The following is a 25536-nucleotide window of genomic DNA, read 5'->3' on the forward strand; positions in this document are numbered from 1 at the left end:
CGTTTTCTGTGAAGGTATCCGCGGAACGAGAAAACTCAGTCTTCGTCGAATCCCGAATTGAAAAGAGCGATGACGGCCGCCAGCGCTTCAACCTCTTGCGGACCGGAGGCTTCAACTTCAATCTGTCGGCCTTTGGCGGAGTCCAGCATCAGTAATGCGATGACGCTGTTGGCTTCCGCTTCGGTGCCTTCATCATTTCGTAGCAGGACTTCCGCGTCAAATCCCTGCATTAATTCAAAGAGCTTCATTGCTGGCCGGGCATGCATGCCCAGCTTGTTCGTGATTTCAACAGTTTGCTTCACGGTCATGTTTTGCGTTTTTCCAGCGTACGATGGCGTGACTGTACGTTTTTACCGCGTGAGCGGAAGTAGTCTGCCAGCTGTTCTGCAATATACACCGAACGGTGTTTCCCGCCGGTACAACCGATAGCCACGGTCAGATAGCTACGGTTGTTGGTCTCCAGCATGGGTAACCATAGCTCAAGATAGCTGCGAGTCTGGTAGATAAAATTGTGTACTTCTGTGTGTCTGTCGAGGAAGGCGGCGACGGGCTTGTCGAGACCGGTCATTGGACGCAGTTTCGGATCCCAGTGCGGGTTTGGCAGAAAGCGGACGTCGAAAACGTAATCGGCATCGATGGGGATCCCGTGCTTAAAGCCGAAGGACTCAAACACCATCGTCAGTTCACGCTCACGTTTACCCAACAGGCGGGTCCGCAGCATTTCAGCCAGTTCATGCACCGACATTTCTGAGGTGTCGACGATCAGGTCGGCGCGAGAACGCAGCGGTTCCAGCAGGTCACTTTCCTGATCAATGGCGCTTTCCAGCGACAGGTTCTTGCTGGAGAGAGGGTGCAAACGACGCGTATCGCTGTAGCGACGAATCAACGTGTTGCGATCGGCATCGAGGAACAGCAACTGCGGCGAGAACGCCTCGGGCAGGTTGTTCATCGCCTGCTCAAAAATTTCCGGCGACTCTGGCATATTGCGTACGTCAATGCTGACGGCAGCCGAAATCTGGCGTTCGGCAAGCGTGCGAGCCAGATCGGGTAACAATACGACGGGAAGGTTATCCACGCAGTAAAAGCCCATATCTTCCAGCGCGCGCAGGGCGACAGATTTACCTGACCCTGAACGACCGCTGACGATCATCAGTACCATGTACTGTTTCTCCTCACCAGGGAAAAAGGGGAGTTACGCTTCATCCTGACCGCCTTCGGTGTCAGTGATGATTTGATACAACTCTTCATCGCTCTGTGCGGCGCGCAGTCGACGGCAGATGGTTTTATCCGCCAGACGCTTAGCCACCAGCGATAGTGTATGCAGGTGCGTTTTGGTTTGATCCGCAGGCACCAGCAGGGCAAAAAGCAGATCAACAGGTTGATTATCAATCGCATCGAAGGCGATGGGCGTTTCCAGTTGCACAAACACGCCGACGGCGCGCAGGGTATCTTCTTCCAGCTTACCGTGCGGGATGGCGATCCCATTGCCGATGCCGGTACTGCCCATTTTTTCGCGCGTCAGGATCGCTTCAAAAACGACCTGCGGCGGTAGACTGAGCTGTTTTGCAGCCAGTTCACTGATGATTTCCAGCGCGCGTTTTTTGCTCTGGCAGTGAACGGCACTGCGCGTACATTCCTGGTTAAGTACACTACTCAGTTGTAGAGTCGTATCGTTATTTATCATAATTTCACCTAAGAATCCGTCCCACAACAGCGGAACGGATTCGGAGCGCTAACTGTACAAATGGCCTGTTGTTCTGCACAACAGGCCGTCCTGCACCCGCTAACTGCCCGGACAATTAGTGTTGTTTCAATTTATCTTTGTGTTTGGTGAGCTGTCTTGCCAGCTTGTCAATCAGGCCATCAATGGCCGCATACATATCCAGACCTTCCGCGCTGGCGTGAATTTCGCCACCGTTTACATGCAGTGTTGCATCCGAGATGTGGGTAACCTTTTCCACTTTCAACACAATATAGACCTGATTGATCCTGTCAAAATACTGTTCGAGTTTGGCGAACTTGGTATTCACAAAGTCACGCAGGGCTTCTGTGATCTCGACGTTGTTTCCAGTGATGTTGAGCTGCATAGTGTCTTCCTTATCGGTTGGGTCAAACCAGTTGTTTGCGCTGGTTTGACGGCGGAATGGATAAAGACTCTCGGTACTTCGCAACGGTGCGGCGCGCCACCATGATGCCTTGTTCCGACAGCATCGATGTTAGCTTGCTGTCGCTCAAAGGCTTCGCGGGGTTTTCCGCCGCAATCAACTTCTTCACCAGTGCGCGGATCGCCGTGGAGGACGCTTCGCCACCCCCCTCGGTATTCACATGGCTGGAGAAAAAATACTTCAGTTCAAAAATGCCGCGTGGACTGTGCAGATACTTCTGCGTCGTCACACGAGAAATGGTCGATTCGTGCATCTCGACGGCCTGGGCGATGTCAGCCAGCACCATCGGTTTCATAAATTCTTCGCCTTGCTCAAAGAAGGCTTGCTGCTGCTCAACGATGCAACGGCTGACGCGCAGCAGGGTATCATTGCGGCTTTCCAGACTCTTAATCAACCACTTCGCATCCTGCAAATTACTGCGGATGTACTGGCTGTCGGCGTCATTACGCCCACCGTTGCACATGGCGGCGTAGTGCTGATTGATCTGCAAGCGGGGAATGCTGTCACCGTTGAGCTCAACCGTCCAGTGGCCGTTATGCTTGCGTACCAGCACATCCGGGATCACGTATTCCGGTTCGCCGGTCTGGATCGACTGCCCGGGTCGGGGATCGAGTGACTGAATCAGATTGACCGCCTCTTTGAGCACCTCTTCTTTGAGACGTGTGACGCGCATCAGAGTACGGAAGTCGTGGTTCGCCAACAGATCGAGATGATCGCTGATGATCAACCGGGCTTCTTCAAGGAAGGGGGTCGCTTTGTCGAATTGCGAGAGCTGGATCAGTAAGCAATCGCGCAGATCTTTTGCCGCCACGCCTACGGGATCAAACCGCTGAATACGTTTGAGTACGGCTTCGACTTCATCAAGGCCGACCTCATCATTGCCCATGCTGTCGAGGATGTCGTCCAGCGAAACGGTGAGATAACCGGTATCGTCAACGGCATCTACAATCGACGTGGCGATTGCGCGGTCGGTATCGGAGAACGGGGTGAGTTCCACCTGCCACATCAGGTAATCCTGTAGGGTCTGCGTGGTTTCACCCTGGTAAACGGGGAGCTCATCGTCAATGTAGTCGCCGCTGGTGCCCGACGGCGTACCGGCGGTGTAGATTTCATCCCAGCTGGCGTCAAGCGGCAACTCTTCCGGCATCTCTTTTTGTTCGAGCGCGTCGGCGGTATCCAGCGTTTCGCTGTCCTGAGTTTCGCGGGTATCAACTTCGTCGTGAAGATCGGTTTGTTCCAGCAACGGATTGCTTTCCAGCGCTTGCTGGAGTTCCTGCTGCAGTTCCAGCGTGGACAACTGCAACAGACGAATCGCCTGTTGTAGCTGCGGCGTCATCGCCAGTTGTTGGCTCAGCCTGAGTTGCAAACCTTGCTTCATGTTCAGAGTCGTTTTCTCCCGCTATGACGTCGCAAACTTCTACCCTATCAGAGTCTGAAGTCTTCCCCAAGGTATACGCGCTTCACGTGTTCGTCCTGCAGGATTTCTGTCGGCGTGCCGTGCGCGATCAGGTGTCCCTGGCTCACGATATAGGCGCGTTCACACACGGCCAGCGTTTCGCGGACGTTATGGTCGGTAATCAACACGCCGAGACCGCTGTCACGCAGATGCTCAATAATGCGTTTGATATCGATAACGGAGATGGGGTCAACGCCGGCAAAGGGTTCATCCAGCAGGATAAATTTCGGGTTGGCGGCGAGGGCACGGGCGATTTCCACACGGCGACGTTCCCCGCCGGAGAGTGACTGACCCATGTTGTCGCGCAGATGCTCAATGTTGAACTCTTCCATCAGCTCGTTAGCGCGGTCTTCACGCTGTTCGCTGGTGAGATCGTCACGAATTTGTAGTACGGCCATCAGGTTATCGTACACGCTCAGGCGGCGAAAAATCGACGCTTCCTGCGGCAGATAGCCAATTCCGCGGCGCGCGCGGGCGTGCAACGGCAGCAGACTGATGTCTTCATCATCAATAATGATGTTACCGGCATCGCGCGGCACAATGCCGACGACCATGTAGAAGGTGGTGGTTTTACCCGCACCGTTCGGCCCAAGCAGACCGACAATCTCGCCCGAGTTGACGGTCAGGCTGACATCTTCCACGACGCGGCGGCCCTTGTAGGCCTTCGCCAGATTCTTTGCAGTTAATGTTGCCATAACGAATTAGTTACTCTTTTTCTGAGCCGGAGCCTGGTTTTTGTTTTTGTCCTGCAACTGCGACGGAACCAGAACGGTGGTCACACGCTTGCCTTTCTCACTGAAGGCCTGCATTTTCTGCTCTTTCACCAGATAGGTAATTTTGTCACCGGTGATGTTGCTGTCGAGCTGTTCCAGATACGCATTGCCGGTGAGCACGACAAAATCTTTCGCCAGTTCATAATGCATTTTCGACGCATGGCCTTTTACCGGCTTACCGTTGTCCTGCATTTGATAGAACGTGGCCGGGTTGCCGAAGCCATCAATGACCTCTTTACCCTCTTCACCGCCAGGGCGGGTAACGACCACTTTATCGGCGTTAATTTTGATAGTGCCCTGGGTCACAATGACATTACCGGTGAAGGTCACGACGTTGCCCTGCATATCCAGAGACTGCTGGTCCGATTCGATGTGGATCGGCTGTTCGGTATCGCCCGTGACGGCGAACGCCGGAATGCTGGCGGCCAGAAGTGAGCTGGCAAGCACAAGATTAAGGCTGAGTTTGTTTGTTTTGAATTTCATAGGAGGTTCTAACCTTTTCAATCAGCTCGGCGTTCTTGTTGCGTAAGTTGCCGCGCATTTTCAGTCCGCTGGAGTTAAATGTTGTTCCGTATAACGTGACGAGGTCTTCAGAGGTAACATCCTGCGTCACCAGATTGATCTGCGCGTTATCGGTGGTAATTCTGCGAAGTTGAGCGTCAGGCACCAGCGCGTTGACTTCAACGTGACCATAAAGATACAGCATTCGATCCTCGGTTAGCTTGGCTTTATCAGCCTTGATTGACCACGTCGGGATCTTGTCCTTATCAAACGTCGTTAATACGGGTTGTGTGAACCACGAAACGGCCTGATCGGAATAATACTCAACATGTTGGGCGATCAAACGATAGCTCAGCGCACCTTCCGGACTGTAGACAACGGTATCCGTATGCTCGCTCTTATAGGTCGGATCGCTCGTATTCACCACCACCTGCGCCGTGTCGTCTTTATCGGCCAGGTTAATCCCAATCAGCACCAGCACGGCCAATGACAGTAGAATGATAACCCAACGTCTGGCTTTACTCATATCGATTGCCCTTTGGCCTCATCAAGCTTACCCTGCGCCAGTAATAATAAATCACAGACTTCTCGTACCGCGCCGCGTCCGCCCGCGATTTTCGTGACATAATCCGCGCGCGGAAGCAGTAACGGATGCGCATCCGCAACGGCAATGCTCAGGCCAATTTTTTCCATCACCGGCCAGTCAATCAGATCGTCACCGACGTAGGCCACCTTTTCCGGCGCAATCGCCAGTTTTGCCAACAGATCGTGAAAGGCGAGCAGCTTGTCCGACTGCCCCTGATACAGGTGTGTGATCCCCAGTGTGGCACACCGATCTTCTACTAGTTTAGCCTTTCGTCCGGTAATGATGGCGACGTCGATATCAGACGTCAGCGCACAACGGATCCCGTAACCGTCACGGACGTTGAAAGCCTTCAGCTCTTCACCGTTGTTGCCCATATAAATCAGGCCATCCGACAGCACGCCATCGACATCAAGAATCAGCAGACGGATATTCTCTGCTTTGGCGATGACGTCTGCGCTGACGGGTCCATAACAGGTCGCAAGCGACGCACCTGCTTTGCTCATTTCTTTTTATCCTTGAATTTCTACACAACGCCTGCACGCAGGAGATCATGCATATGTAACACACCGAGTAACTGGTCGCCATCGGCAACCATTACGGAGGTGATATGACGAGACTGCATTAAGTTCAGGGCATCGACCGCCAGTATTCCTGGACGCACGCGAATGCCCCCTGGCGTCATCACGTCGGCGATACCGAGCTGGCGCACATCAACGCCCATATCAAAGACGCGACGTAAATCACCGTCGGTGAAGATACCGTCGATCTTCATCGCATCATCGCAAATCACGGTCATCCCGAGGTTCTTGCGGGTTATCTCCAGCAGCGCATCGCGCAGGCTGGCTTCTTTGGTGACATGCGGGATTTCATCACCCGTATGCATAATATCGTTCACGCGCAACAGCAGTTTACGCCCTAGCGCACCGCCCGGATGCGACAGAGCAAAATCCTCAGCGGTAAAGCCGCGCGCCTTTAATAACGCCACCGCCAGCGCATCGCCCATCACTAATGTAGCGGTGGTGCTGCTTGTCGGGGCCAGTCCAAGCGGACAGGCTTCTTGCGGTACTTTAACACACAGATGGACATCCGCAGCACGCGCCATGCTGCTTTCTGGTCGCCCGGTGATGCAGATAAGCTGAACCTGCAGTCGCTTAAGAACTGGAATCAGGGCCGCGATCTCGCTGGATTCCCCGGAGTTGGAGATGGCAATCACTACATCCTGCGAGGTCACCATTCCCAGATCGCCGTGGGCGGCTTCGCCCGGATGAACGAAGAAGGAAGAGGTTCCGGTGCTGGCAAAGGTCGCGGCCATTTTGCGGCCAATATGCCCCGATTTCCCCATGCCCATCACCACCACTTTGCCGGTGCAGTTGAACATTTTCTCACAGGCGAGAGTGAAATCCTGGTTGATGTACTGATCGAGCTCCGCCAGGCCTTCACGTTCAATCGCCAGAACTTCTTTGCCGGCTTGCTGAAAGTCAAAACCCGGTTGTAACGCTAAGTGCGACATATGTCTGTTTCCAGTTATCCAACGAGAAGTGGCGATAGCCAATACAGCATCGCCAGCCATACGATAAAACCGCCGGTCAGCAGCACGCCCGCGCCGCGACCGGACTGGCGGGGACGCCGCCAGCAAAGTAATGCAAAGATGATGCTCACCAGCAGCATCACGCTGTAGTCACGGCTGAACGCCAGCGGATTGACGTCACCCGGCGTAATCAGAGCGGGAAGGCCGAGAACAATGGTGAGGTTAAAAATGTTCGCGCCGATGATATTGCCCACCGCGATATCGTTCTCACCTTTGCGCACGCCAGCGATAGCGGTTGCCAGTTCAGGCAGGCTGGTGCCAATTGCGATCACCGTCAGGCCAATCGTCAGTTCGCTCATCGCGAAGAAATTGGCAATCACAGTGGCGTTATCCACCACCATTCGGGTCGCCATCGGCATGATAATCAGCGCAATGCCCAGCCATAAAAACGCCACCGGTAATCCGCCTTCACGCGGCAACTCGGCAACCTGTTCGCGGGTGAGGCTGTCATTGCCCTGACGCTCAGCGAGACGGGCGATTTTAACAATGAACAGCAGCCATAACACGGCTAACAGTAAAAGAAAGATACCATCGCTGCGGCTAAGTTGTCCGTCATACAGTACGGATCCGGCCACCACGCTAACCAGCAACATTAGCGGTAATTCGCGACGCAGAACATCGGAATGCACGGTAAAAGGGTGGATCAGCGCGGCAAGCCCGAGGATCAACAAAATGTTAGTAATGTTAGAGCCGAGCGCGGTGCCGACGGCTAAATCTAACTGCCCGTGCAGAGAGGCGGCGACAGAAACAATAATTTCAGGCAGAGATGTGCCTATACTGACTACCGTCATACCGATAATCAGCGGCGGGATCCCAAAGGTTCGACATAAGATTGACGCGGCAAAAACCAGGCGGTCGGCGCCGTAGACGACCAATAATAAACCAATAATTAACAGCGCCGTTGCTAAAAGCATCTAAAGTCCTTTCTTCAGGTATACTCGCCGGTCCACCGGGATCGTCTGGAAACCGTAACGAAGTCTTAATTTTGACTTTATGCAGCTAAAAAGTAAAACAAATGCCAGCTTTAGCTAACCAGCACGGGTAATATTCTGTAAATATGTTGGGTTCATGGCTGAATTCCACGCCATGCTGAGATCAACAAGCAACACGAAGGATGAATCAATGGGGCAGTCTGTGGCGAATTTAGTCGATATGCGCGATGTCAGCTTTACGCGCGGCGACCGCTGCATTTTCGATAACATCTCTCTGACCGTACCGCGTGGCAAGGTAACCGCGATCATGGGGCCATCGGGCATCGGTAAAACGACGCTCTTGCGTCTGATCGGCGGACAAATTGTGCCAGACAAGGGGGAGATCTTGTTTGATGGCGAGAACATTCCTGAGATGTCTCGCTCGCGCCTCTACACGGTACGCAAACGGATGAGTATGCTGTTTCAGTCCGGGGCGCTGTTCACCGACATGAACGTGTTTGATAACGTGGCCTATCCGCTACGCGAACATACCACGCTTCCCCCGCCGTTACTGAAGAGCACGGTGATGATGAAACTGGAAGCTGTCGGTCTGCGCGGCGCGGCAAAACTGATGCCCTCTGAACTGTCCGGTGGGATGGCGCGCCGGGCGGCGTTAGCACGCGCCATTGCGCTGGAGCCGGATCTCATCATGTTTGATGAACCGTTTGTCGGACAGGATCCGATCACCATGGGCGTGCTGGTCAAACTGATTTCTGAATTAAACAATGCGCTGGGCGTGACCTGCGTCGTGGTCTCTCACGATGTGCCGGAAGTCCTGAGCATTGCCGATCACGCCTATATTATGGCGGACAAAAAGATTGTGGCCCACGGCAGCGCGCAGGCGTTGCAAGAGAATGACGACCCGCGTGTGCGTCAGTTCCTGGATGGCATTGCAGACGGGCCGGTCCCGTTCCGCTATCCTGCGGGCGATTATCACTCTGATTTACTCGGAACAGGGAGTTAAGCCACTCATGCTGTTAAATGCACTGGCGACGCTGGGACACAAGGGGATTAAAACTCTCAGAACGTTCGGGCGCGCCGGGTTAATGTTGTTCAATGCGCTGGTCGGCAAACCGGAATTTCGTAAGCACGCGCCGTTGCTGGTGCGCCAGCTTTATAATGTGGGCGTCCTGTCGATGCTGATCATTATTGTTTCTGGCGTGTTTATCGGCATGGTGCTGGGGCTGCAGGGCTATCTGGTACTTACCACCTATAGCGCGGAAACCAGTCTGGGGATGTTAGTGGCACTGTCGCTGCTGCGTGAACTCGGTCCGGTTGTCGCCGCGTTGTTATTTGCGGGGCGTGCGGGCTCTGCACTCACCGCTGAAATTGGCCTGATGCGCGCGACCGAGCAGCTTTCCAGTATGGAAATGATGGCTGTCGATCCCCTGCGCCGGGTGATCTCTCCGCGATTCTGGGCGGGCGTGATTTCGCTGCCGATGTTGACGATTTTGTTTGTGGCCGTCGGGATCTGGGGCGGTTCTCTGGTCGGCGTAAGCTGGAAGGGGATTGATGCTGGCTTCTTCTGGTCTGCGATGCAGAGTGCCGTCGACTGGCGTCTGGATCTGGTCAACTGTTTGATTAAAAGCGTGGTGTTCGCCATTACGGTAACCTGGATTGCATTATTCAATGGGTATGATGCGATTCCGACCTCGGCGGGAATCAGCCGGGCAACCACACGCACCGTTGTGCACTCGTCGCTGGCCGTTCTGGGTCTGGACTTTGTACTGACCGCATTGATGTTTGGGAATTGAGTTCATGCAAACGAAAAAAAATGAAATTTGGGTGGGGATCTTCTTATTAGCCGCATTGCTGGCCGCACTGTTTATCTGCCTGAAGGCGGCTAATGTGACCTCTATGCGCACAGAACCGACCTACACGATTTACGCGACATTCGATAATATCGGCGGCCTGAAAGTGCGCTCGCCGGTGCGTATCGGTGGTGTGGTGGTGGGGCGCGTGGCGGATATCTCTCTGGATCCGAAGACCTATTTACCGCGCGTGACGCTGGACATCGAAGAGCGCTATAACCACATCCCTGATACCAGTTCGCTGAGCATCCGGACGTCCGGTCTGCTGGGGGAACAGTATCTGGCGCTGAACGTCGGTTTTGAAGATCCTGATCTGGGAACGTCTATCCTCAAAGATGGCGGCACAATCCAGGACACCAAATCCGCGATGGTGCTGGAAGATATGATTGGTCAGTTCCTTTACAACAGCAACAGTAAAGGCGATGACAATAAGAATTCTGGCGATGCGTCGGCGCCGACCGAAGGCCATAATGAAGCCACTGGGCCTGCGGGCACAACGAATTAATCTCAGGAGAATCGAATTATGCTTAAGCGTTTAATGATGGTGGCTCTGCTGGTGATTGCACCGCTGAGCACCGCCATTGCAGCCGATCAGACCAACCCTTACAAGTTGATGAATGAAGCGGCGCAGAAAACCTTCGACCGCCTGAAAAACGAACAGCCGAAAATCCGTTCTAATCCGGACTATCTGCGTGACGTGGTTGACCAGGAACTGCTGCCGTATGTGCAGGTGAAATATGCTGGCGCGCTGGTGTTGGGGCGTTACTACAAAGAAGCCACTCCGGCTCAGCGTGAAGCCTACTTCGCCGCGTTTCGTGAATACCTGAAACAGGCCTACGGCCAGGCGCTGGCGATGTATCACGGTCAGACGTATCAGATTGCTCCGGAACAACCGTTGGGTGATGCGAGCATCGTTCCGATCCGTGTAACCATCCTCGATCCCAACGGCCGTCCTCCGGTGCGTCTGGACTTCCAGTGGCGTAAAAACACTCAGACGGGTCACTGGCAGGCCTATGACATGATCGCCGAAGGCGTCAGCATGATCACTACCAAACAGAACGAGTGGAGCGATCTGCTGCGTACTAAAGGGATCGATGGACTGACGGCGCAACTGAAATCTATCGCGCAGCAAAAAATCACGCTGGAAGAGAAGAAGTAATGACTCAGTCACTCAACTGGACGCGTGACGGTGACAAGCTGGCGCTGGTGGGAGAACTGGACCAGGATGTGCTTAATCCTTTGTGGGATGCGCGCATTGAAGCAATGACCGGTGTCACCTGCATCGACCTCAGTCAGGTTTCCCGAGTGGATACGGGGGGACTGGCGCTGCTGGTCCATCTCATCAGTCTGGCGAAACAGCAGGGCAACAACGTGTCGTTGTCGGGGGTGAATGACAAAGTCTTTACCCTGGCGGAACTCTATAATCTGCCTGCTGACGTGCTTCCGCGTCAGTAATATCAGTACGTTATTATCTACAGCCTCGCTGGATTGACCCGCGAGGCTTTTTGCTTATTTATGACAGCGCAACTTTGCTCTAAGATGTTGGGCTGTATTCACAATCTGACGAATGAAGAGCCCATGGAAAATAATGAAATTCAGAGCGTGCTGATGAACGCACTCTCCCTCCAGGAAGTCCACGTCTCTGGCGATGGCAGTCACTTTCAGGTTATTGCCGTGGGTGAGATGTTTGACGGCATGAGCCGGGTGAAGAAGCAGCAGTCGGTCTATGCGCCGCTGATGGAGTACATTGCGGACAATCGCATTCATGCCCTGTCGATCAAAGCGTATACCCCCGCAGAATGGGCGCGCGATCGCAAACTAAACGGTTTTTGAGTTACGGGTGTCACACCGGTAACGACGATGAATTTTAACTGAGAACAACATCATGGATAAATTTCGTGTACAAGGGCCAACCCGGCTCGAGGGCGAAGTCACAATTTCTGGCGCGAAAAACGCCGCTCTGCCGATCCTTTTCGCGGCGTTGCTGGCGGAAGAGCCGGTAGAGATCCAGAACGTCCCGAAACTGAAGGACGTTGATACCTCGATGAAACTGCTGAGTCAGCTTGGCGCCAAAGTGGAACGCAATGGCTCCGTGCACATCGATGCCCGCGACGTTAATGTTTTCTGCGCACCGTATGACCTGGTAAAAACCATGCGCGCATCAATTTGGGCGCTGGGACCGTTGGTGGCCCGTTTTGGTCAGGGCCAGGTTTCTCTGCCTGGCGGTTGCACGATCGGCGCACGTCCGGTTGACCTGCATATCACCGGTCTGGAGCAACTGGGCGCCACGATCACGCTGGAAGAAGGCTATGTGAAAGCCTCCGTGGATGGTCGTCTGAAAGGCGCGCATATCGTCATGGATAAAGTCAGCGTTGGCGCAACGGTCACCATCATGTGTGCTGCCACGCTGGCGGAAGGCACCACCATCATTGAAAACGCCGCACGTGAACCAGAAATTGTCGACACGGCCAACTTCCTGATTGCGCTGGGAGCGAAAATTTCCGGCCAGGGTACCGATCGTATCACCATCGAAGGCGTAGAACGTCTGGGCGGTGGTGTCTATCGCGTATTGCCGGACCGCATCGAAACCGGGACTTTCCTGGTCGCAGCGGCAATTTCTCGCGGCAAAATCCTCTGTCGTAACGCGCAGCCGGATACGCTGGACGCGGTACTGGCGAAACTGCGCGATGCCGGCGCGGATATCGACGTGGGTGAAGACTGGATTAGCCTCGACATGCACGGTAAACGTCCGAAAGCTGTCAACGTGCGCACTGCACCGCACCCGGCATTCCCGACGGACATGCAGGCCCAGTTCACGCTGCTGAACCTGGTAGCGGAAGGGACCGGATTCATCACGGAAACCGTGTTTGAAAACCGCTTTATGCACGTGCCTGAGCTGAGCCGTATGGGCGCTCATGCCGAAATCGAAAGCAATACCGTGATTTGTCACGGTGTGGATAAGCTCTCCGGTGCGCAGGTGATGGCAACGGATCTGCGTGCGTCGGCCAGTCTGGTGCTGGCGGGATGTATTGCAGAAGGGACGACGGTCGTGGATCGTATTTATCATATCGATCGCGGATACGAGCGTATCGAAGATAAACTGCGCGCCCTGGGTGCCAATATCGAGCGCGTGAAAGCCGAATAAGCGTCAATGAAATCAGTAGCCCCATTGCCAATGGCTGGGGCTACTGCTTTGTGCCTTACTCTACATCCTGCTTGTCACGACGTGACGCCCGCATCATGCGCGTTCTGTCGATAAACGCATGAGTTTTTGCGTCATGGTATCGTGAAGGCCAGATCACCCAGGGATCCGTTCCGAGCGCTTTCGCAATGATCAGCTCGCCTTTCGGCCATGGTCGGGTTAAGGCGTTTGCCAGCGTGGAGGAACTTAATCCGTTTCTGCGTGACTCGGCAGCCATTGATGTCCCTCTTTTACGTAATCCAGCAATGATATCTGCCGGATGCCAGTCAATGAGTTTGCTCTCCATTTATCCCCTCGTTTATGGTCATTCATCGTTGATTTGCACCATCAATTTGCAGAAGACACTATACTCCCAGAGAATTGTTGTTCTAATATGTTCAAGTAAAGAGTTTGAATATTCAGAATTTATTAAGAGTTATTGCTTTGCTTGCAGCGGAATAGAGAGATTCGGCGGGTTTTATTAGATCTTTTATGAATCATCCCGCGCAGAGTGGCGGGATGATTCCATCGTTATTAGCGATCGCGCTGGACGGCGATATGCGCCAGGCCGATCAACGCTTCGCGCCATTGGGAATCCGGCAGCACCTGCAGCGCGGCGATGGCTTTGTCAGCCTCTTCTTCCGCACGCTGACGTGTCCATTCCAGTGAGCCGCAGGCGTTCATCGCTTCCAGCACGGGCTCCAGAAGATGTCGGCCATTGCCTTGCTCGATCGCATGGCGAATCATTTGTGCCTGCTCTGGCGTACCGTTACGCATCGCATGCAGCAGCGGTAACGTCGGTTTGCCTTCGTTCAGGTCATCACCGACATTTTTACCGAGCTGTTCGCCGTCGGCGTTATAGTCCAGCAGATCGTCAATCAACTGGAATGCAGTGCCCAGATAGCGACCATAGTCCTGCAGTCCTTTTTCCTCGGCTTCACTACAGCCCGCGAGGAGACCGGAACACTGCGCCGCCGCTTCAAACAGACGCGCTGTTTTACTGTAGATCACCCGCATATAGCTGTCTTCCGTAATGTCCGGGTCGTTAACATTCATTAACTGCAGGACTTCACCTTCAGCAATGACGTTCACAGCTTCAGACATCACCTCCAGCACTTTCAGCGAGCCGAGGCTGGTCATCATCTGGAAAGCTCGGGTATAGATAAAATCGCCAACCAGCACGCTGGCGGCATTACCAAACGCGGCGTTCGCAGTGGCTTTACCCCGGCGCATATCGGATTCATCCACCACATCGTCATGAAGCAGGGTGGCGGTGTGGATAAATTCGATCAATGCCGCGATCGTGACATGGGCATTTCCCTGATAGCCAACGGCGCGCGCCGCGAGGACGGCAATCATCGGGCGAATGCGTTTACCGCCACCGCTCACAATGTAATAGCCTAACTGATTGATCAGTTGGACGTCGGAATTAAGCTGTTCAAGGATTGTCGCATTGACACCCGCCATATCTTGCGCGGTTAACTCGTTGATTTTTTCTAAATTCATCGCAAAAGCCGGGCTTTTCGCCCCGTTTACCTCATCATGCGGCAAGGTAACTTAGGGTTTAGGGTTAGAAATATATGTTGATTGTACTGAAAAAACGCCGCAGATAAACGTTACCGTACACGTTGTGTTTTTTTTCTTCATGTATTGACTGTAGCACTTGTCAAAGGCTCACGTTTTGCGTAATATTCGCGCCCTATTGTGAATATTTATAGCGCACTCTGAATCATTGAAAAGGTGTGCGCGGAAGCGGAGTTTTTTATGTACGCGGTTTTCCAAAGTGGTGGTAAACAACACCGAGTAAGCGAAGGTCAGACCGTTCGCCTGGAAAAGCTGGACATCGCAACTGGCGAATCTGTTGAATTCGCTGAAGTTCTGATGATCGCAAACGGTGAAGAAGTCAAAATCGGCGTTCCTTTCGTTGATGGCGGCGTTATCAAAGCTGAAGTTGTTGCTCACGGTCGTGGCGAGAAAGTTAAAATCGTTAAGTTTCGTCGTCGTAAACACTATCGTAAGCAGCAGGGCCATCGTCAGTGGTTCACTGATGTGAAAATTACTGGCATCAGCGCCTAAGACCTGAGGAGAGATTTAAATGGCACATAAAAAGGCTGGCGGCTCAACTCGTAACGGTCGCGATTCAGAAGCTAAACGCCTGGGCGTTAAGCGTTTCGGTGGCGAATCCGTTCTGGCGGGTAGCATCATCGTTCGTCAACGTGGTACCAAGTTCCACGCTGGCACTAACGTAGGTTGCGGTCGTGACCACACTCTGTTTGCTAAAGCAGACGGTAAAGTGAAATTTGAAGTTAAAGGCCCGAACAACCGTAAATACATCAGCATCGTTGCTGAGTAAGTTTTTCGTGGTCCGGTAACGGATAAAAGCCCCGCACCCTGTTGCGGGGCTTTTTACATTCGACGACCGGTAAATATGCTCGTGAAACCGCTTTGCACCGGATAACGAGCCCTTGCAGGGAAACGGGCATGAAGCAGCAGGCTGGCATTGGTATTCTTTTGGCGCTCACAACGGCGGTATGTTGGGGGGCTTTGCCAATTGCTATGAAGCAGGTGCTGGAGGTGATGGAGCCTCCTACCATCGTTTTTTACCGTTTTTTAATCGCCAGTATTGGCCTCGGGGCGATTCTGGCCGCGAAGCGTAAGCTTCCGCCGCTGCGAATTTTTCGCAAAGCGCGCTGGCTGGTTCTGCTGGCAATTGCTACCGGTGGGCTCTTTGGCAACTTCATCCTGTTCAGCTCTTCCCTGCAGTATTTAAGCCCAACGGCTTCGCAGGTGATCGGCCAACTGTCGCCAGTGGGCATGATGGTCGCGAGCGTATTTATCCTTAAAGAGAAAATGCGCGGTACGCAGATTGTCGGCGCGATAATGCTGTTGTGCGGACTGGTGATGTTCTTCAACACCAGTCTGATCGAAATTTTTACCAGGCTGACCGATTACACCTGGGGCGTCATTTTTGGCGTCGGTGCGGCTACGGTCTGGGTAAGTTATGGTGTTGCGCAAAAGGTGTTATTGCGGCGTCTGGCATCACCGCAGATTCTGTTTTTACTGTACACTTTATGTACGATAGCGCTATTGCCGCTGGCGAAGCCCGGTGTGATAGCCCAGCTCAGTGACTGGCAGCTTGCCTGTTTAATTTTCTGTGGGCTGAATACACTGGTAGGATATGGCGCCCTGGCGGAAGCGATGGCGCGTTGGCAGGCAGCGCAGGTGAGCGCATTAATCACGCTCACCCCGCTGTTTACGCTGTTATTTTCAGATCTTTTATCTATGGCCTGGCCCGATTTCTTCGCCAGACCGATGTTAAACCTTCTCGGTTATCTCGGTGCGTTTGTCGTGGTTGCGGGCGCGATGTACTCCGCCATTGGTCATCGTATTTGGGGCGGATTACGTAAGCATGAATCGGTGGTATCGCAGCCCCGCTCAGGCGAATGATTTACGGAGAGTAAAATGAAGTTTGTTGATGAAGCAACGATTCTGGTCGTTGCAGGCGATGGCGGCAATGGTTGCGTAAGCTTCCGCCGTGAGAAATACATCCCGAAAGGCGGCCCGGACGGTGGCGATGGCGGTGATGGTGGCGACGTCTGGATGGAAGCCGACGAAAACCTGAACACCCTGATCGATTACCGTTTTGAGAAATCTTTCCGCGCAGAACGAGGCCAGAATGGCGCCAGCCGTGACTGTACCGGTAAACGCGGGAAAGATGTCACGATTAAAGTGCCGGTAGGTACGCGTGTGATCGATCAGGGCACGGGCGAAACCATGGGCGACATGACTAAGCACGGTCAGCGTCTGATGGTCGCAAAAGGCGGCTGGCACGGTCTGGGTAACACCCGTTTCAAATCTTCCGTCAACCGTACGCCACGTCAGAAAACGATGGGGACGCCGGGTGACAAGCGTGATCTGCTGCTGGAGCTGATGCTGCTGGCGGATGTGGGCATGCTGGGGATGCCAAATGCCGGTAAATCGACCTTTATCCGTGCGGTCTCTGCGGCGAAGCCTAAAGTGGCGGATTATCCGTTTACCACGCTGGTGCCGAGCCTCGGTGTTGTCCGTATGGATAACGAGAAGAGCTTCGTGGTGGCGGACATTCCGGGGCTGATTGAAGGCGCTGCGGAAGGTGCCGGTCTGGGTATCCGCTTCCTGAAACACCTTGAGCGTTGCCGCGTACTGCTGCATCTCATTGACATCGATCCTATCGACGGCTCCGATCCGGTTGAGAATGCGCGCATCATCATCGGCGAGCTGGAAAAATACAGTCAGGATCTGGCAGCTAAACCGCGCTGGTTAGTGTTCAACAAGATCGATTTGCTGGACAAAGCCGAAGCGGAAGAGAAAGCCAAAGCTATCGCCCAGGCGCTGGGCTGGGAAGATAAATACTATCTGATCTCTGCCGCCAGCCAACTGGGCGTGAAAGATCTCTGCTGGGATGTGATGACTTTTATTATCGAGAACCCGATTACTCAGGCGGAAGAAGCGAAGCAGCCAGAGAAAGTCGAGTTCATGTGGGATGATTATCATCGCCAGCAAATCGCTGAAGTGGAAGAAGAAGCGGAAGACGACTGGGATGACGACTGGGACGAAGACGACGAAGAAGGCGTCGAGTTCATCTATAAGCGTTAATCTCAGGAAAACCCCGGACATGTTGCCGGGGTTTTTGTTTTTGCGGACTCAGTTATTCTGATAGATATCTTTGTACAATCGGCTTTCAAAGCGAACCAGAGGAATGCGGCGGTTACGTTGATCGGCAGGTTCTACCGCATAACCCGATAGATATTGTACAAACGCCATCCGTTGCCCGCTGGCGGTGGTAATAAAGCCCGCCAGGTTGTACACCCCTTGCAATGATCCCGTTTTCGCTGAGACCTTACCATCGACGCCCGCCTGATGCAGACCCGCACGGTACTGCAGAGAGCCGTCATAGCCCGCCAGCGGCAGCATTGAGATGAAATTCAGCTCGTTGTCATGCTGCGCGATGTATTGCAGAACCTGCATCATGGTGGCAGGGGCGATCAGGTTATGGCGCGACAGGCCGGAGCCATCGGCAATAATCGTGTTGCCAATATCGACTCCGGCTTGTTGACGCAGGATCTGCCGCACAGCATCGGAGCCCGCACGCCACGTTCCCGGTACATTAAACCGTGCGTGACCAATCATTCGGAAGACGGTGTCGGCAATCATGTTGTCCGACTTTTTCAGCATAATCTTAAGCAGATCGTGCAGCGGCGCAGACTGCTTACTGGCCACAATGGTGCCTGGCTCATTGACCTGTGTCTGGCGTAATAAGGTTCCGCTGTAGGTGATACCGGCCTGTTTGAGTTCATCTTTCAGGATCGCCCCGGCATAGCTGGCGCCGTCCTGAATGGCAAATGCCAGCGGCAGAGGGTCGGCACGCTGCGGCAGACACCCGGTCAATGTGAAGCGGTTTAAATCGCCCGGAACCACGTCCAGTTCACAATATTGCGCCTCCGCAGAGCCGCGTGGGAGTGTGCGAACCTGGCTGAACATGGTGACCGGGTAGTAAGATGCTACGCGAATATAGGCCAAATCGTTCGCTTTTTGCGCGCTGTAGAGCGAAATCGAGAAGCAGTTTCGATCGACAATGGCGGCCGCAGGCGGCGCGCTGAAGCACTGGGTCATGTCGTTCCAGGGCCATCCCGGTGCTTTATCGTGACTGGCAAAAACAGAGGTATCAATCAGGACGTTCCCGGTGATTTGCGTGACGCCTGCTTTTTTCAGGTTCGCCACCATATTCCGAATATCCTGCCTTTTTAGCGTCGGATCGGCACCAAATCGCGCCACTAAATCACCTTTGAGAACGCCCGCATCAACGCTGCCTTTGGTCTCCAGCGTGGTCGTAAAGCGGAAGTCAGGGCCAAGCTGAATTAAGGCCGCCAGCGCGGTAATCACTTTCTGCGTACTGGCAGGAAGTGCCATTTGCTGACTGTGATAATCAATTGCGGGAGTCGGGGCGCCGACCTTCTGGACCATGAGGGCAAGGTTAGCTCCGGCAGGGAGCTGGTTGATGTACTCGTCAACGTTCGCGGCCTGGACGCTGAACGCTACACTGGTGGTCAATCCGATGATAAATCTGGAAAATCGCATAATCTCGCGCTAACAACCTGGAAACAAGCCGACATACTACGGCGCAATGCCCTGGAAAGTAAACGATGACCCATAGGGAACTCCAGGGTAAAATGAGTATCAAATTAAGAATTGTAGCTGACCTGGACCTTGCGTCCGGGTCGGTATTTTTTTGCTTCTGGTCCGGGTATGACGTCATACCGGGGCAGGCTTAACAGCCGGGGCACAGCAATCGCCCCCTACAGGAATGTTCAAGAGGTATAACAAATGCAAGCGATTCCGATGACCTTACGTGGTGCAGAAAAATTACGCGAAGAGCTGGATTTTCTGAAATCTGTGCGCCGTCCTGAAATTATCGCCTCTATTGCCGAAGCGCGTGAGCATGGCGATCTGAAAGAGAATGCGGAATATCATGCGGCGCGTGAACAGCAGGGATTCTGTGAAGGTCGTATCAAAGACATCGAAGCGAAGTTGTCGAATGCTCAGGTCATCGATGTCACCAAAATGCCGAATAACGGTCGCGTTGTCTTTGGCGCGACGGTCACCGTTCTGAACCTTGATAATGACGAAGAGCAGACCTGGCGCATCGTGGGCGATGACGAAGCGGACTTCAAACAGAACCTGATTTCCGTCAATTCGCCGATTGCACGCGGCCTGATTGGCAAAGAACAGGATGACGTCGTGGTGATCAAAACGCCAGGCGGCGAAGTCGAATATGAAATCACTAAGGTAGAATACCTGTAAGTGCTCAAGATGTTGATGTATTGTAAAGAAAGGAAAAAGGCCGCATAGCGGCCTTTTATCAACGAAGAGAGCGTGGCATTTTGCTCTCCTGCTTGCGGGAAATCCCTCGTTTTACACAGGTTTTGTGTTCGACTTTAGGATATTCTTAGCGTGGCAGCGAGATTTTGCGTTCTTTACTCGGGCGATAAAGCACCAGCATTTTACCGATGACCTGTACATTACAGGCGCCGGTTTCGCGCACGATAGCGTCCACGATCAAGGTTTTTGTTTCGCGATCTTCAGACGCGACTTTCACCTTGATGAGTTCATGGTGCTCTAACGCTTGTTCAATCTCGGCCAGTACCCCTTCGGTCAAACCATTATTGCCAAGCATAACGACCGGCTTGAGCGGATGTGCCAGACCTTTCAGGTGCTGTTTTTGTTTAGTACTCAGATTCATCGTATATTTTTGCTTACGTTGGGATTGAAAACGGGTCATTCTACCGCCATCTCCCATATATCGCCAAATAGTGCGTGGAAATTTACGCCGTATGGCAACGATGTTCTGCCCCGATGGGAAAGTTAAATGACAGGTAAGAAGCGTTCTGCCAGCTCGAGTCGCTGGCTTCAGGAACACTTTAGCGATAAATATGTTCAAGAGGCACAGAAAAAGGGGTTGCGTTCCCGTGCCTGGTTTAAACTTGATGAAATACAGCAAAGTGACAAACTTTTTAAGCCGGGGATGACGGTAGTCGATCTCGGTGCTGCGCCAGGAGGCTGGTCACAGTATGTGGTCTCGCAGATTGGCGGCAAAGGCCGTATCATCGCTTGTGATCTTTTACCTATGGATCCTATCGTTGGTGTGGACTTTCTTCAGGGCGATTTTCGTGATGAACTTGTCATGAAAGCGCTGCTGGAACGCGTGGGTGACAGTAAAGTCCAGGTTGTCATGTCAGATATGGCACCAAACATGAGCGGAACACCAGCGGTGGATATCCCCCGTGCCATGTATCTGGTGGAACTGGCGTTAGAAATGTGTCGTGATGTGCTAGCGCCGGGTGGCAGTTTTGTAGTGAAGGTGTTCCAGGGCGAAGGTTTCGATGAGTACCTAAGGGAAATTCGCTCCCTGTTTACGAAGGTGAAAGTTCGTAAACCGGACTCTTCTCGCGCACGTTCGCGTGAAGTGTATATTGTAGCGACCGGGCGTAAACCATAACTGGTCGATTTCAGACGAAAGTTTGAAAGACGCTGGATATAGAGTATCCTGACGCTGTTTTTAACACAGTTGTAATAAGAGGTTAATCCCTTGAGTGACATGGCGAAAAACCTAATACTCTGGCTGGTCATTGCCGTTGTGCTGATGTCAGTATTCCAGAGCTTTGGGCCCAGCGAGTCTAATGGCCGTAAGGTGGATTACTCTACCTTCCTGCAAGAGGTCAACAACGACCAGGTTCGTGAAGCACGTATCAACGGACGTGAGATCAACGTTACCAAGAAAGATAGTAACCGTTACACGACCTACATTCCGGTAAGCGATCCGAAGCTGCTTGATAACCTGCTGACTAAGAACGTCAAGGTTGTGGGTGAACCACCAGAAGAACCGAGCCTGTTGGCTTCCATCTTCATTTCCTGGTTCCCAATGCTGCTGTTGATCGGCGTCTGGATCTTCTTTATGCGTCAGATGCAGGGCGGCGGTGGCAAAGGTGCCATGTCGTTCGGTAAGAGCAAAGCGCGCATGCTGACGGAAGATCAGATCAAAACCACGTTTGCCGACGTCGCAGGTTGTGACGAAGCGAAAGAAGAGGTTGCGGAACTGGTTGAATACCTGCGCGAGCCGAGCCGCTTCCAGAAACTGGGCGGTAAAATCCCGAAAGGCGTCCTGATGGTTGGCCCTCCGGGTACCGGTAAAACCCTGCTGGCGAAAGCCATTGCAGGTGAAGCGAAGGTTCCATTCTTTACGATTTCAGGTTCTGACTTCGTGGAAATGTTCGTCGGTGTTGGTGCATCTCGTGTGCGTGACATGTTCGAACAGGCCAAGAAAGCAGCACCGTGCATTATCTTCATCGATGAAATCGATGCCGTAGGTCGCCAGCGTGGCGCAGGTCTGGGTGGCGGTCACGATGAACGTGAACAGACTCTGAACCAGATGCTGGTTGAGATGGATGGTTTCGAAGGTAACGAAGGCATCATCGTTATTGCAGCCACTAACCGGCCGGACGTTCTTGACCCAGCACTGCTGCGTCCTGGCCGTTTCGACCGTCAGGTTGTGGTCGGCTTGCCGGATGTGCGTGGTCGTGAACAAATCCTGAAAGTACATATGCGTCGCGTACCGCTGGCGCCGGATATCGACGCGGCAATCATTGCCCGTGGTACGCCGGGCTTCTCCGGTGCGGACCTGGCGAACCTGGTGAACGAAGCGGCACTGTTTGCTGCTCGTGGCAACAAGCGCGTCGTGTCGATGGTTGAGTTCGAGAAAGCGAAAGACAAAATCATGATGGGTGCGGAACGTCGCTCCATGGTGATGACGGAAGCGCAGAAAGAATCAACCGCGTACCACGAAGCAGGCCATGCGATTATTGGTCGCCTGGTACCGGAACACGATCCGGTGCATAAAGTGACGATTATCCCGCGCGGTCGTGCGCTGGGTGTGACCTTCTTCCTGCCTGAAGGCGACGCGATCAGCGCCAGCCGCCAGAAGCTGGAAAGTCAGATTTCCACGCTGTACGGCGGTCGTCTGGCAGAAGAGATCATCTACGGTGTTGAACATGTTTCTACCGGTGCGTCGAACGACATTAAAGTGGCCACTAACCTGGCGCGTAACATGGTGACCCAGTGGGGCTTCTCCGACAAACTCGGTCCGCTGCTGTATGCGGAAGAAGAGGGCGAAGTATTCCTCGGTCGTAGCGTTGCAAAAGCGAAACATATGTCCGATGAAACCGCGCGTATCATCGACCAGGAAGTGAAAGCACTGATTGAGCGTAACTACAATCGTGCGCGCCAGCTCCTGAATGACAACATGGACATCCTGCACGCCATGAAAGATGCGCTCATGAAATATGAGACCATCGATGCGCCGCAGATTGATGACCTGATGGCTCGCCGCGATGTTCGCCCGCCAGCTGGCTGGGAAGAACCGGGCTCTAACAATTCTGACAACAATGGCACGCCTCGTGCGCCGCGCCCGGTTGATGAACCGCGCACGCCGAACCCAGGTAATACCATGTCAGAGCAGTTAGGCGACAAATAAGTTACCGTTGTTGATGACTGCGTTTAATTGAAAACCCTGGGGCTTGCTCCGGGGTTTTTTCTTATCAATTTATACCAGGGATAACACCATGAAACTCTATGCCCAGGGCACTTCACTGGATCTCAGCCATCCTCATGTGATGGGGATCCTTAACGTCACGCCGGACTCTTTCTCGGATGGTGGAACGCACAACACGCTGATTGAGGCAGTGAAACATGCCAATCTGATGATTAATGCCGGGGCGACTATCATTGATGTCGGCGGTGAGTCTACGCGCCCCGGTGCGGCGGATGTGAGTGTGGAAGAGGAACTGGCGCGTGTTATCCCGGTGGTTGAGGCGATTGCCCAACGTTTTGAAGTCTGGATTTCTGTTGATACCTCAAAGCCTGAAGTGATCCGCGAATCGGCAAGAGTCGGTGCTCACATCATTAACGATATTCGCTCGCTCTCTGAACCCGGCGCGCTGGAGGCGGCGGCAGAAACCGGTTTACCGGTTTGTCTGATGCATATGCAAGGACAGCCGAAGACCATGCAGGAAGCGCCCAAATATGAGGACGTGTTTGCCGAGGTAAATCGCTACTTTATTGAGCAAATAGCACGTTGTGAAAGGGCAGGCATCGCAAAAGAGAAATTGTTGCTCGACCCGGGATTCGGTTTCGGTAAAAATCTCTCCCATAACTATACATTACTGGCGCGACTGGCTGAATTTCACCATTTTAACCTGCCGCTGCTGGTGGGAATGTCACGTAAATCGATGGTGGGCCAACTGCTCAATGTGGGCCCATCAGAGCGTCTGAGCGGTAGCCTTGCCTGTGCGGTCATTGCTGCTATGCAGGGGGCGCAGATCATTCGTGTCCATGACGTCAAAGAAACCGTAGAAGCGATGCGTGTGGTGGAAGCCACATTGTCCGCAAAGGAAAACAAACGCTATGAGTAACCGTAAATATTTTGGCACTGATGGAATCCGGGGCCGTGTGGGCGATGCGCCGATTACGCCTGATTTTGTACTGAAGTTGGGCTGGGCGGCCGGTAAAGTCCTGGCGCGCCACGGCTCGCGTAAAATCATCATCGGCAAAGATACCCGTATTTCCGGTTACATGCTGGAGTCAGCACTTGAAGCGGGTCTGGCGGCAGCAGGGTTGTCCGCCTCGTTTACGGGCCCAATGCCGACGCCTGCAGTTGCTTACCTGACGCGTACTTTCCGCGCCGAAGCCGGGATTGTGATCTCCGCATCGCATAACCCGTTCTATGACAACGGTATTAAATTCTTCTCCATCGACGGTACCAAACTACCCGACGCCGTCGAAGAAGCCATTGAAGCGGAGATGGAAAAAGAGATCACCTGTGTGGACTCCGCTGAGCTCGGTAAAGCCAGCCGCATCGTTGATGCAGCAGGGCGCTACATTGAATTTTGCAAAGGCACCTTTCCGAACGAGTTAAGCCTGAACGAACTTAAAATTGTGGTGGATTGCGCTAACGGGGCAACCTACCACATTGCGCCTAACGTGCTGCGTGAACTGGGTGCGAAAGTGATTACCATTGGCTGTGAGCCCAATGGCGTGAATATTAACGAAGAAGTCGGTGCCACCGATGTGCGTGCCTTGCAGGCCCGCGTGCTCGCGGAAAAAGCCGATCTGGGTATCGCGCTGGATGGCGACGGTGACCGCGTGATCATGGTTGACCATGAAGGCAATAAAGTCGATGGCGATCAGATCATGTATATCATCGCCCGTGAAGCCCTGCGTCAGGGACAACTGCGCGGTGGCGCGGTCGGGACGCTGATGAGCAATATGGGGCTGGAACTGGCGCTCAAGCAACTCGGCATTCCGTTTACCCGTGCGAAAGTCGGTGACCGCTACGTGCTGGAAAAAATGCAGGAAAAAGGCTGGCGTATCGGGGCGGAAAACTCTGGTCACGTCATTCTGCTGGATAAAACCACCACCGGTGACGGCATTGTTGCCGGTTTGCAGGTAGTAGCGGCGATGGTGCGTAACCACATGAGCCTTCACGATCTCTGCAGCGGCATGAAAATGTTCCCGCAGATCCTGGTAAATGTGCGTTACACCGCCGGTAGCGGCGATCCGCTGGAAAATGATACGGTGAAAGCCGTGACTGCGGACGTAGAATCTGCGCTGGGAAGTCGTGGGCGTGTATTGCTGCGTAAATCGGGTACTGAGCCGTTAATCCGCGTGATGGTTGAAGGCGAAGATGAAGCCCAGGTGATCGAGTTTGCCCATCGCATTGCGGATGCGGTTAAAGCGGTGTAATACAGACTTAACTGCATAAAAAGGCGGCATTTGCTGCCTTTTTATTAAAGGGAAACCCGGCTTTTGCTGTTTTTTTCCGCAGTTGATACAATGCACTAAAATTGCCCTTGCGAAGGTCATTCGCTTTGGTTAGTATTCACACCCGCTTCAGTGGGAAACAGTAAAATATCC

At 53.4% G+C, this 25536-nt stretch carries 31 protein-coding genes; 16 read left to right on the top strand and 15 right to left on the bottom strand.

Annotated features, from left to right (window positions below; translation table 11 throughout):
* Positions 1-35: 35 nt before the first annotated feature.
* From npr to KI228_RS02735, 11 genes are all read right to left on the bottom strand, one after another.
* Positions 36-308 carry a PTS phosphocarrier protein NPr gene (gene npr, locus KI228_RS02685; protein ID WP_042998307.1) on the bottom strand — a complete coding sequence of 91 codons (273 nt, stop codon included), beginning with the start codon at positions 306-308 and terminating at the stop codon, positions 36-38.
* Positions 305-1159, bottom strand: coding sequence for an RNase adapter RapZ (gene rapZ / locus KI228_RS02690; protein ID WP_012908509.1), 855 nt, complete (start codon positions 1157-1159; stop codon positions 305-307). The genes npr and rapZ overlap by 4 nt, the downstream gene beginning before the upstream one ends.
* A gap of 33 nt (positions 1160-1192) precedes the next feature.
* Positions 1193-1684: a PTS IIA-like nitrogen regulatory protein PtsN gene (gene ptsN / locus KI228_RS02695; RefSeq protein WP_042325036.1), complete on the bottom strand. Its 492-nt coding sequence runs from the start codon at positions 1682-1684 to the stop codon at positions 1193-1195.
* 115 nt (positions 1685-1799) lie between these two features.
* Entirely contained in the window at positions 1800-2087 is a 288-nt protein-coding gene (gene hpf / locus KI228_RS02700; RefSeq protein WP_061070629.1) for a ribosome hibernation promoting factor, read from the bottom strand.
* A gap of 22 nt (positions 2088-2109) precedes the next feature.
* Positions 2110-3543, bottom strand: coding sequence for an RNA polymerase factor sigma-54 (rpoN, locus tag KI228_RS02705; protein ID WP_042998306.1), 1434 nt, complete (start codon positions 3541-3543; stop codon positions 2110-2112).
* A 47-nt stretch (positions 3544-3590) separates the two neighbouring features.
* Entirely contained in the window at positions 3591-4316 is a 726-nt protein-coding gene (gene lptB, locus KI228_RS02710) for an LPS export ABC transporter ATP-binding protein (protein ID WP_141227377.1), read from the bottom strand.
* Positions 4317-4322: 6 nt separating this feature from the next.
* Positions 4323-4877, bottom strand: coding sequence for a lipopolysaccharide ABC transporter substrate-binding protein LptA (gene lptA / locus KI228_RS02715; RefSeq protein WP_042325045.1), 555 nt, complete (start codon positions 4875-4877; stop codon positions 4323-4325).
* On the bottom strand, positions 4846-5421 hold the full coding sequence (gene lptC / locus KI228_RS02720; RefSeq protein ID WP_044255950.1) for an LPS export ABC transporter periplasmic protein LptC: 576 nt from the start codon (positions 5419-5421) through the stop codon (positions 4846-4848). The genes lptA and lptC overlap by 32 nt, the downstream gene beginning before the upstream one ends.
* Positions 5418-5984, bottom strand: a complete 567-nt coding sequence (gene kdsC, locus KI228_RS02725) for a 3-deoxy-manno-octulosonate-8-phosphatase KdsC (RefSeq protein ID WP_061070628.1) — start codon at positions 5982-5984, stop codon at positions 5418-5420. Before kdsC ends, lptC begins: the two co-directional genes overlap by 4 nt.
* A 20-nt stretch (positions 5985-6004) precedes the next feature.
* Positions 6005-6991, bottom strand: a complete 987-nt coding sequence (gene kdsD / locus KI228_RS02730; RefSeq protein ID WP_042998302.1) for an arabinose-5-phosphate isomerase KdsD — start codon at positions 6989-6991, stop codon at positions 6005-6007.
* Between the two features lie 14 nt (positions 6992-7005).
* Positions 7006-7983, bottom strand: a complete 978-nt coding sequence (locus KI228_RS02735; RefSeq protein WP_042998301.1) for a calcium/sodium antiporter — start codon at positions 7981-7983, stop codon at positions 7006-7008.
* A gap of 208 nt (positions 7984-8191) precedes the next feature.
* Here KI228_RS02735 and mlaF point away from each other — a divergent pair, with 208 nt between their 5' ends.
* From mlaF to murA, 7 genes are all read left to right on the top strand, one after another.
* On the top strand, positions 8192-9004 hold the full coding sequence (gene mlaF, locus KI228_RS02740) for a phospholipid ABC transporter ATP-binding protein MlaF (protein ID WP_042998300.1): 813 nt from the start codon (positions 8192-8194) through the stop codon (positions 9002-9004).
* Positions 9005-9011: 7 nt separating this feature from the next.
* Positions 9012-9794: a lipid asymmetry maintenance ABC transporter permease subunit MlaE gene (mlaE, locus tag KI228_RS02745; RefSeq protein WP_042998299.1), complete on the top strand. Its 783-nt coding sequence runs from the start codon at positions 9012-9014 to the stop codon at positions 9792-9794.
* A gap of 4 nt (positions 9795-9798) precedes the next feature.
* Complete coding sequence (mlaD, locus tag KI228_RS02750) at positions 9799-10356, top strand: outer membrane lipid asymmetry maintenance protein MlaD (protein ID WP_061070627.1); 558 nt, start codon at positions 9799-9801, stop codon at positions 10354-10356.
* Between the two features lie 18 nt (positions 10357-10374).
* Complete coding sequence (gene mlaC / locus KI228_RS02755) at positions 10375-11010, top strand: phospholipid-binding protein MlaC (RefSeq protein ID WP_042998298.1); 636 nt, start codon at positions 10375-10377, stop codon at positions 11008-11010.
* On the top strand, positions 11010-11306 hold the full coding sequence (gene mlaB / locus KI228_RS02760) for a lipid asymmetry maintenance protein MlaB (protein WP_042998297.1): 297 nt from the start codon (positions 11010-11012) through the stop codon (positions 11304-11306). Before mlaC ends, mlaB begins: the two co-directional genes overlap by 1 nt.
* A gap of 123 nt (positions 11307-11429) precedes the next feature.
* A complete protein-coding gene (ibaG, locus tag KI228_RS02765; RefSeq protein ID WP_042325065.1) occupies positions 11430-11684 on the top strand; it encodes a BolA family iron metabolism protein IbaG in 255 nt (84 codons plus the stop codon).
* A 52-nt stretch (positions 11685-11736) separates the two neighbouring features.
* Entirely contained in the window at positions 11737-12996 is a 1260-nt protein-coding gene (murA, locus tag KI228_RS02770) for a UDP-N-acetylglucosamine 1-carboxyvinyltransferase (protein ID WP_042998296.1), read from the top strand.
* Between the two features lie 55 nt (positions 12997-13051).
* Here murA and sfsB read toward each other — a convergent pair whose 3' ends face one another.
* Together sfsB and ispB are read right to left on the bottom strand one after the other, a co-directional pair.
* A complete protein-coding gene (gene sfsB / locus KI228_RS02775) occupies positions 13052-13339 on the bottom strand; it encodes a DNA-binding transcriptional regulator SfsB (RefSeq protein WP_042998295.1) in 288 nt (95 codons plus the stop codon).
* 227 nt (positions 13340-13566) lie between these two features.
* On the bottom strand, positions 13567-14538 hold the full coding sequence (ispB, locus tag KI228_RS02780) for an octaprenyl diphosphate synthase (protein ID WP_042998294.1): 972 nt from the start codon (positions 14536-14538) through the stop codon (positions 13567-13569).
* A gap of 258 nt (positions 14539-14796) precedes the next feature.
* Here ispB and rplU point away from each other — a divergent pair, with 258 nt between their 5' ends.
* The 4 genes from rplU (at position 14797) to cgtA (ending at position 17667) form a co-directional block, all read left to right on the top strand.
* On the top strand, positions 14797-15108 hold the full coding sequence (gene rplU / locus KI228_RS02785; protein ID WP_003025032.1) for a 50S ribosomal protein L21: 312 nt from the start codon (positions 14797-14799) through the stop codon (positions 15106-15108).
* Between the two features lie 19 nt (positions 15109-15127).
* Complete coding sequence (gene rpmA / locus KI228_RS02790) at positions 15128-15385, top strand: 50S ribosomal protein L27 (protein WP_003861831.1); 258 nt, start codon at positions 15128-15130, stop codon at positions 15383-15385.
* A gap of 128 nt (positions 15386-15513) precedes the next feature.
* Complete coding sequence (locus KI228_RS02795) at positions 15514-16479, top strand: DMT family transporter (RefSeq protein WP_042998293.1); 966 nt, start codon at positions 15514-15516, stop codon at positions 16477-16479.
* Between the two features lie 15 nt (positions 16480-16494).
* Positions 16495-17667: an Obg family GTPase CgtA gene (gene cgtA, locus KI228_RS02800; RefSeq protein WP_042325080.1), complete on the top strand. Its 1173-nt coding sequence runs from the start codon at positions 16495-16497 to the stop codon at positions 17665-17667.
* Positions 17668-17715: 48 nt separating this feature from the next.
* On the opposite strand, the gene dacB is transcribed toward cgtA, so the two are convergent.
* Positions 17716-19149, bottom strand: coding sequence for a serine-type D-Ala-D-Ala carboxypeptidase (gene dacB, locus KI228_RS02805; protein ID WP_044263639.1), 1434 nt, complete (start codon positions 19147-19149; stop codon positions 17716-17718).
* Between the two features lie 246 nt (positions 19150-19395).
* Between dacB and greA the strand changes: the two genes are divergently transcribed.
* The gene (gene greA / locus KI228_RS02810) at positions 19396-19872 is read left to right on the top strand and encodes a transcription elongation factor GreA (protein WP_042998290.1); all 477 of its coding nucleotides are present in this window, start codon (positions 19396-19398) and stop codon (positions 19870-19872) included.
* A 145-nt stretch (positions 19873-20017) separates the two neighbouring features.
* On the opposite strand, the gene yhbY is transcribed toward greA, so the two are convergent.
* Positions 20018-20311 carry a ribosome assembly RNA-binding protein YhbY gene (gene yhbY / locus KI228_RS02815; RefSeq protein ID WP_041686369.1) on the bottom strand — a complete coding sequence of 98 codons (294 nt, stop codon included), beginning with the start codon at positions 20309-20311 and terminating at the stop codon, positions 20018-20020.
* A 126-nt stretch (positions 20312-20437) separates the two neighbouring features.
* Here yhbY and rlmE point away from each other — a divergent pair, with 126 nt between their 5' ends.
* From rlmE to glmM, 4 genes are all read left to right on the top strand, one after another.
* On the top strand, positions 20438-21067 hold the full coding sequence (gene rlmE / locus KI228_RS02820) for a 23S rRNA (uridine(2552)-2'-O)-methyltransferase RlmE (RefSeq protein ID WP_042291855.1): 630 nt from the start codon (positions 20438-20440) through the stop codon (positions 21065-21067).
* A gap of 99 nt (positions 21068-21166) precedes the next feature.
* Positions 21167-23098 carry an ATP-dependent zinc metalloprotease FtsH gene (gene ftsH / locus KI228_RS02825; RefSeq protein ID WP_044255934.1) on the top strand — a complete coding sequence of 644 codons (1932 nt, stop codon included), beginning with the start codon at positions 21167-21169 and terminating at the stop codon, positions 23096-23098.
* 88 nt (positions 23099-23186) lie between these two features.
* A complete protein-coding gene (gene folP, locus KI228_RS02830; protein ID WP_042998288.1) occupies positions 23187-24035 on the top strand; it encodes a dihydropteroate synthase in 849 nt (282 codons plus the stop codon).
* The gene (glmM, locus tag KI228_RS02835; protein ID WP_061070626.1) at positions 24028-25365 is read left to right on the top strand and encodes a phosphoglucosamine mutase; all 1338 of its coding nucleotides are present in this window, start codon (positions 24028-24030) and stop codon (positions 25363-25365) included. Before folP ends, glmM begins: the two co-directional genes overlap by 8 nt.
* Positions 25366-25536: the final 171 nt, after the last annotated feature.

The organism is Citrobacter amalonaticus (genome assembly GCF_018323885.1).
Lineage (GTDB): Bacteria > Pseudomonadota > Gammaproteobacteria > Enterobacterales > Enterobacteriaceae > Citrobacter_A > Citrobacter_A amalonaticus.

Coding starts and splice junctions, on each gene's coding strand:
- npr (WP_042998307.1), bottom strand. CDS start 308: ATGACCGTGAAGCAAACTGTTGAAATCACGAACAAGCTGGGCATGCAT.
- rapZ (WP_012908509.1), bottom strand. CDS start 1,159: ATGGTACTGATGATCGTCAGCGGTCGTTCAGGGTCAGGTAAATCTGTC.
- ptsN (WP_042325036.1), bottom strand. CDS start 1,684: ATGATAAATAACGATACGACTCTACAACTGAGTAGTGTACTTAACCAG.
- hpf (WP_061070629.1), bottom strand. CDS start 2,087: ATGCAGCTCAACATCACTGGAAACAACGTCGAGATCACAGAAGCCCTG.
- rpoN (WP_042998306.1), bottom strand. CDS start 3,543: ATGAAGCAAGGTTTGCAACTCAGGCTGAGCCAACAACTGGCGATGACG.
- lptB (WP_141227377.1), bottom strand. CDS start 4,316: ATGGCAACATTAACTGCAAAGAATCTGGCGAAGGCCTACAAGGGCCGC.
- lptA (WP_042325045.1), bottom strand. CDS start 4,877: ATGAAATTCAAAACAAACAAACTCAGCCTTAATCTTGTGCTTGCCAGC.
- lptC (WP_044255950.1), bottom strand. CDS start 5,421: ATGAGTAAAGCCAGACGTTGGGTTATCATTCTACTGTCATTGGCCGTG.
- kdsC (WP_061070628.1), bottom strand. CDS start 5,984: ATGAGCAAAGCAGGTGCGTCGCTTGCGACCTGTTATGGACCCGTCAGC.
- kdsD (WP_042998302.1), bottom strand. CDS start 6,991: ATGTCGCACTTAGCGTTACAACCGGGTTTTGACTTTCAGCAAGCCGGC.
- KI228_RS02735 (WP_042998301.1), bottom strand. CDS start 7,983: ATGCTTTTAGCAACGGCGCTGTTAATTATTGGTTTATTATTGGTCGTC.
- mlaF (WP_042998300.1), top strand. CDS start 8,192: ATGGGGCAGTCTGTGGCGAATTTAGTCGATATGCGCGATGTCAGCTTT.
- mlaE (WP_042998299.1), top strand. CDS start 9,012: ATGCTGTTAAATGCACTGGCGACGCTGGGACACAAGGGGATTAAAACT.
- mlaD (WP_061070627.1), top strand. CDS start 9,799: ATGCAAACGAAAAAAAATGAAATTTGGGTGGGGATCTTCTTATTAGCC.
- mlaC (WP_042998298.1), top strand. CDS start 10,375: ATGCTTAAGCGTTTAATGATGGTGGCTCTGCTGGTGATTGCACCGCTG.
- mlaB (WP_042998297.1), top strand. CDS start 11,010: ATGACTCAGTCACTCAACTGGACGCGTGACGGTGACAAGCTGGCGCTG.
- ibaG (WP_042325065.1), top strand. CDS start 11,430: ATGGAAAATAATGAAATTCAGAGCGTGCTGATGAACGCACTCTCCCTC.
- murA (WP_042998296.1), top strand. CDS start 11,737: ATGGATAAATTTCGTGTACAAGGGCCAACCCGGCTCGAGGGCGAAGTC.
- sfsB (WP_042998295.1), bottom strand. CDS start 13,339: ATGGAGAGCAAACTCATTGACTGGCATCCGGCAGATATCATTGCTGGA.
- ispB (WP_042998294.1), bottom strand. CDS start 14,538: ATGAATTTAGAAAAAATCAACGAGTTAACCGCGCAAGATATGGCGGGT.
- rplU (WP_003025032.1), top strand. CDS start 14,797: ATGTACGCGGTTTTCCAAAGTGGTGGTAAACAACACCGAGTAAGCGAA.
- rpmA (WP_003861831.1), top strand. CDS start 15,128: ATGGCACATAAAAAGGCTGGCGGCTCAACTCGTAACGGTCGCGATTCA.
- KI228_RS02795 (WP_042998293.1), top strand. CDS start 15,514: ATGAAGCAGCAGGCTGGCATTGGTATTCTTTTGGCGCTCACAACGGCG.
- cgtA (WP_042325080.1), top strand. CDS start 16,495: ATGAAGTTTGTTGATGAAGCAACGATTCTGGTCGTTGCAGGCGATGGC.
- dacB (WP_044263639.1), bottom strand. CDS start 19,149: ATGCGATTTTCCAGATTTATCATCGGATTGACCACCAGTGTAGCGTTC.
- greA (WP_042998290.1), top strand. CDS start 19,396: ATGCAAGCGATTCCGATGACCTTACGTGGTGCAGAAAAATTACGCGAA.
- yhbY (WP_041686369.1), bottom strand. CDS start 20,311: ATGAATCTGAGTACTAAACAAAAACAGCACCTGAAAGGTCTGGCACAT.
- rlmE (WP_042291855.1), top strand. CDS start 20,438: ATGACAGGTAAGAAGCGTTCTGCCAGCTCGAGTCGCTGGCTTCAGGAA.
- ftsH (WP_044255934.1), top strand. CDS start 21,167: ATGGCGAAAAACCTAATACTCTGGCTGGTCATTGCCGTTGTGCTGATG.
- folP (WP_042998288.1), top strand. CDS start 23,187: ATGAAACTCTATGCCCAGGGCACTTCACTGGATCTCAGCCATCCTCAT.
- glmM (WP_061070626.1), top strand. CDS start 24,028: ATGAGTAACCGTAAATATTTTGGCACTGATGGAATCCGGGGCCGTGTG.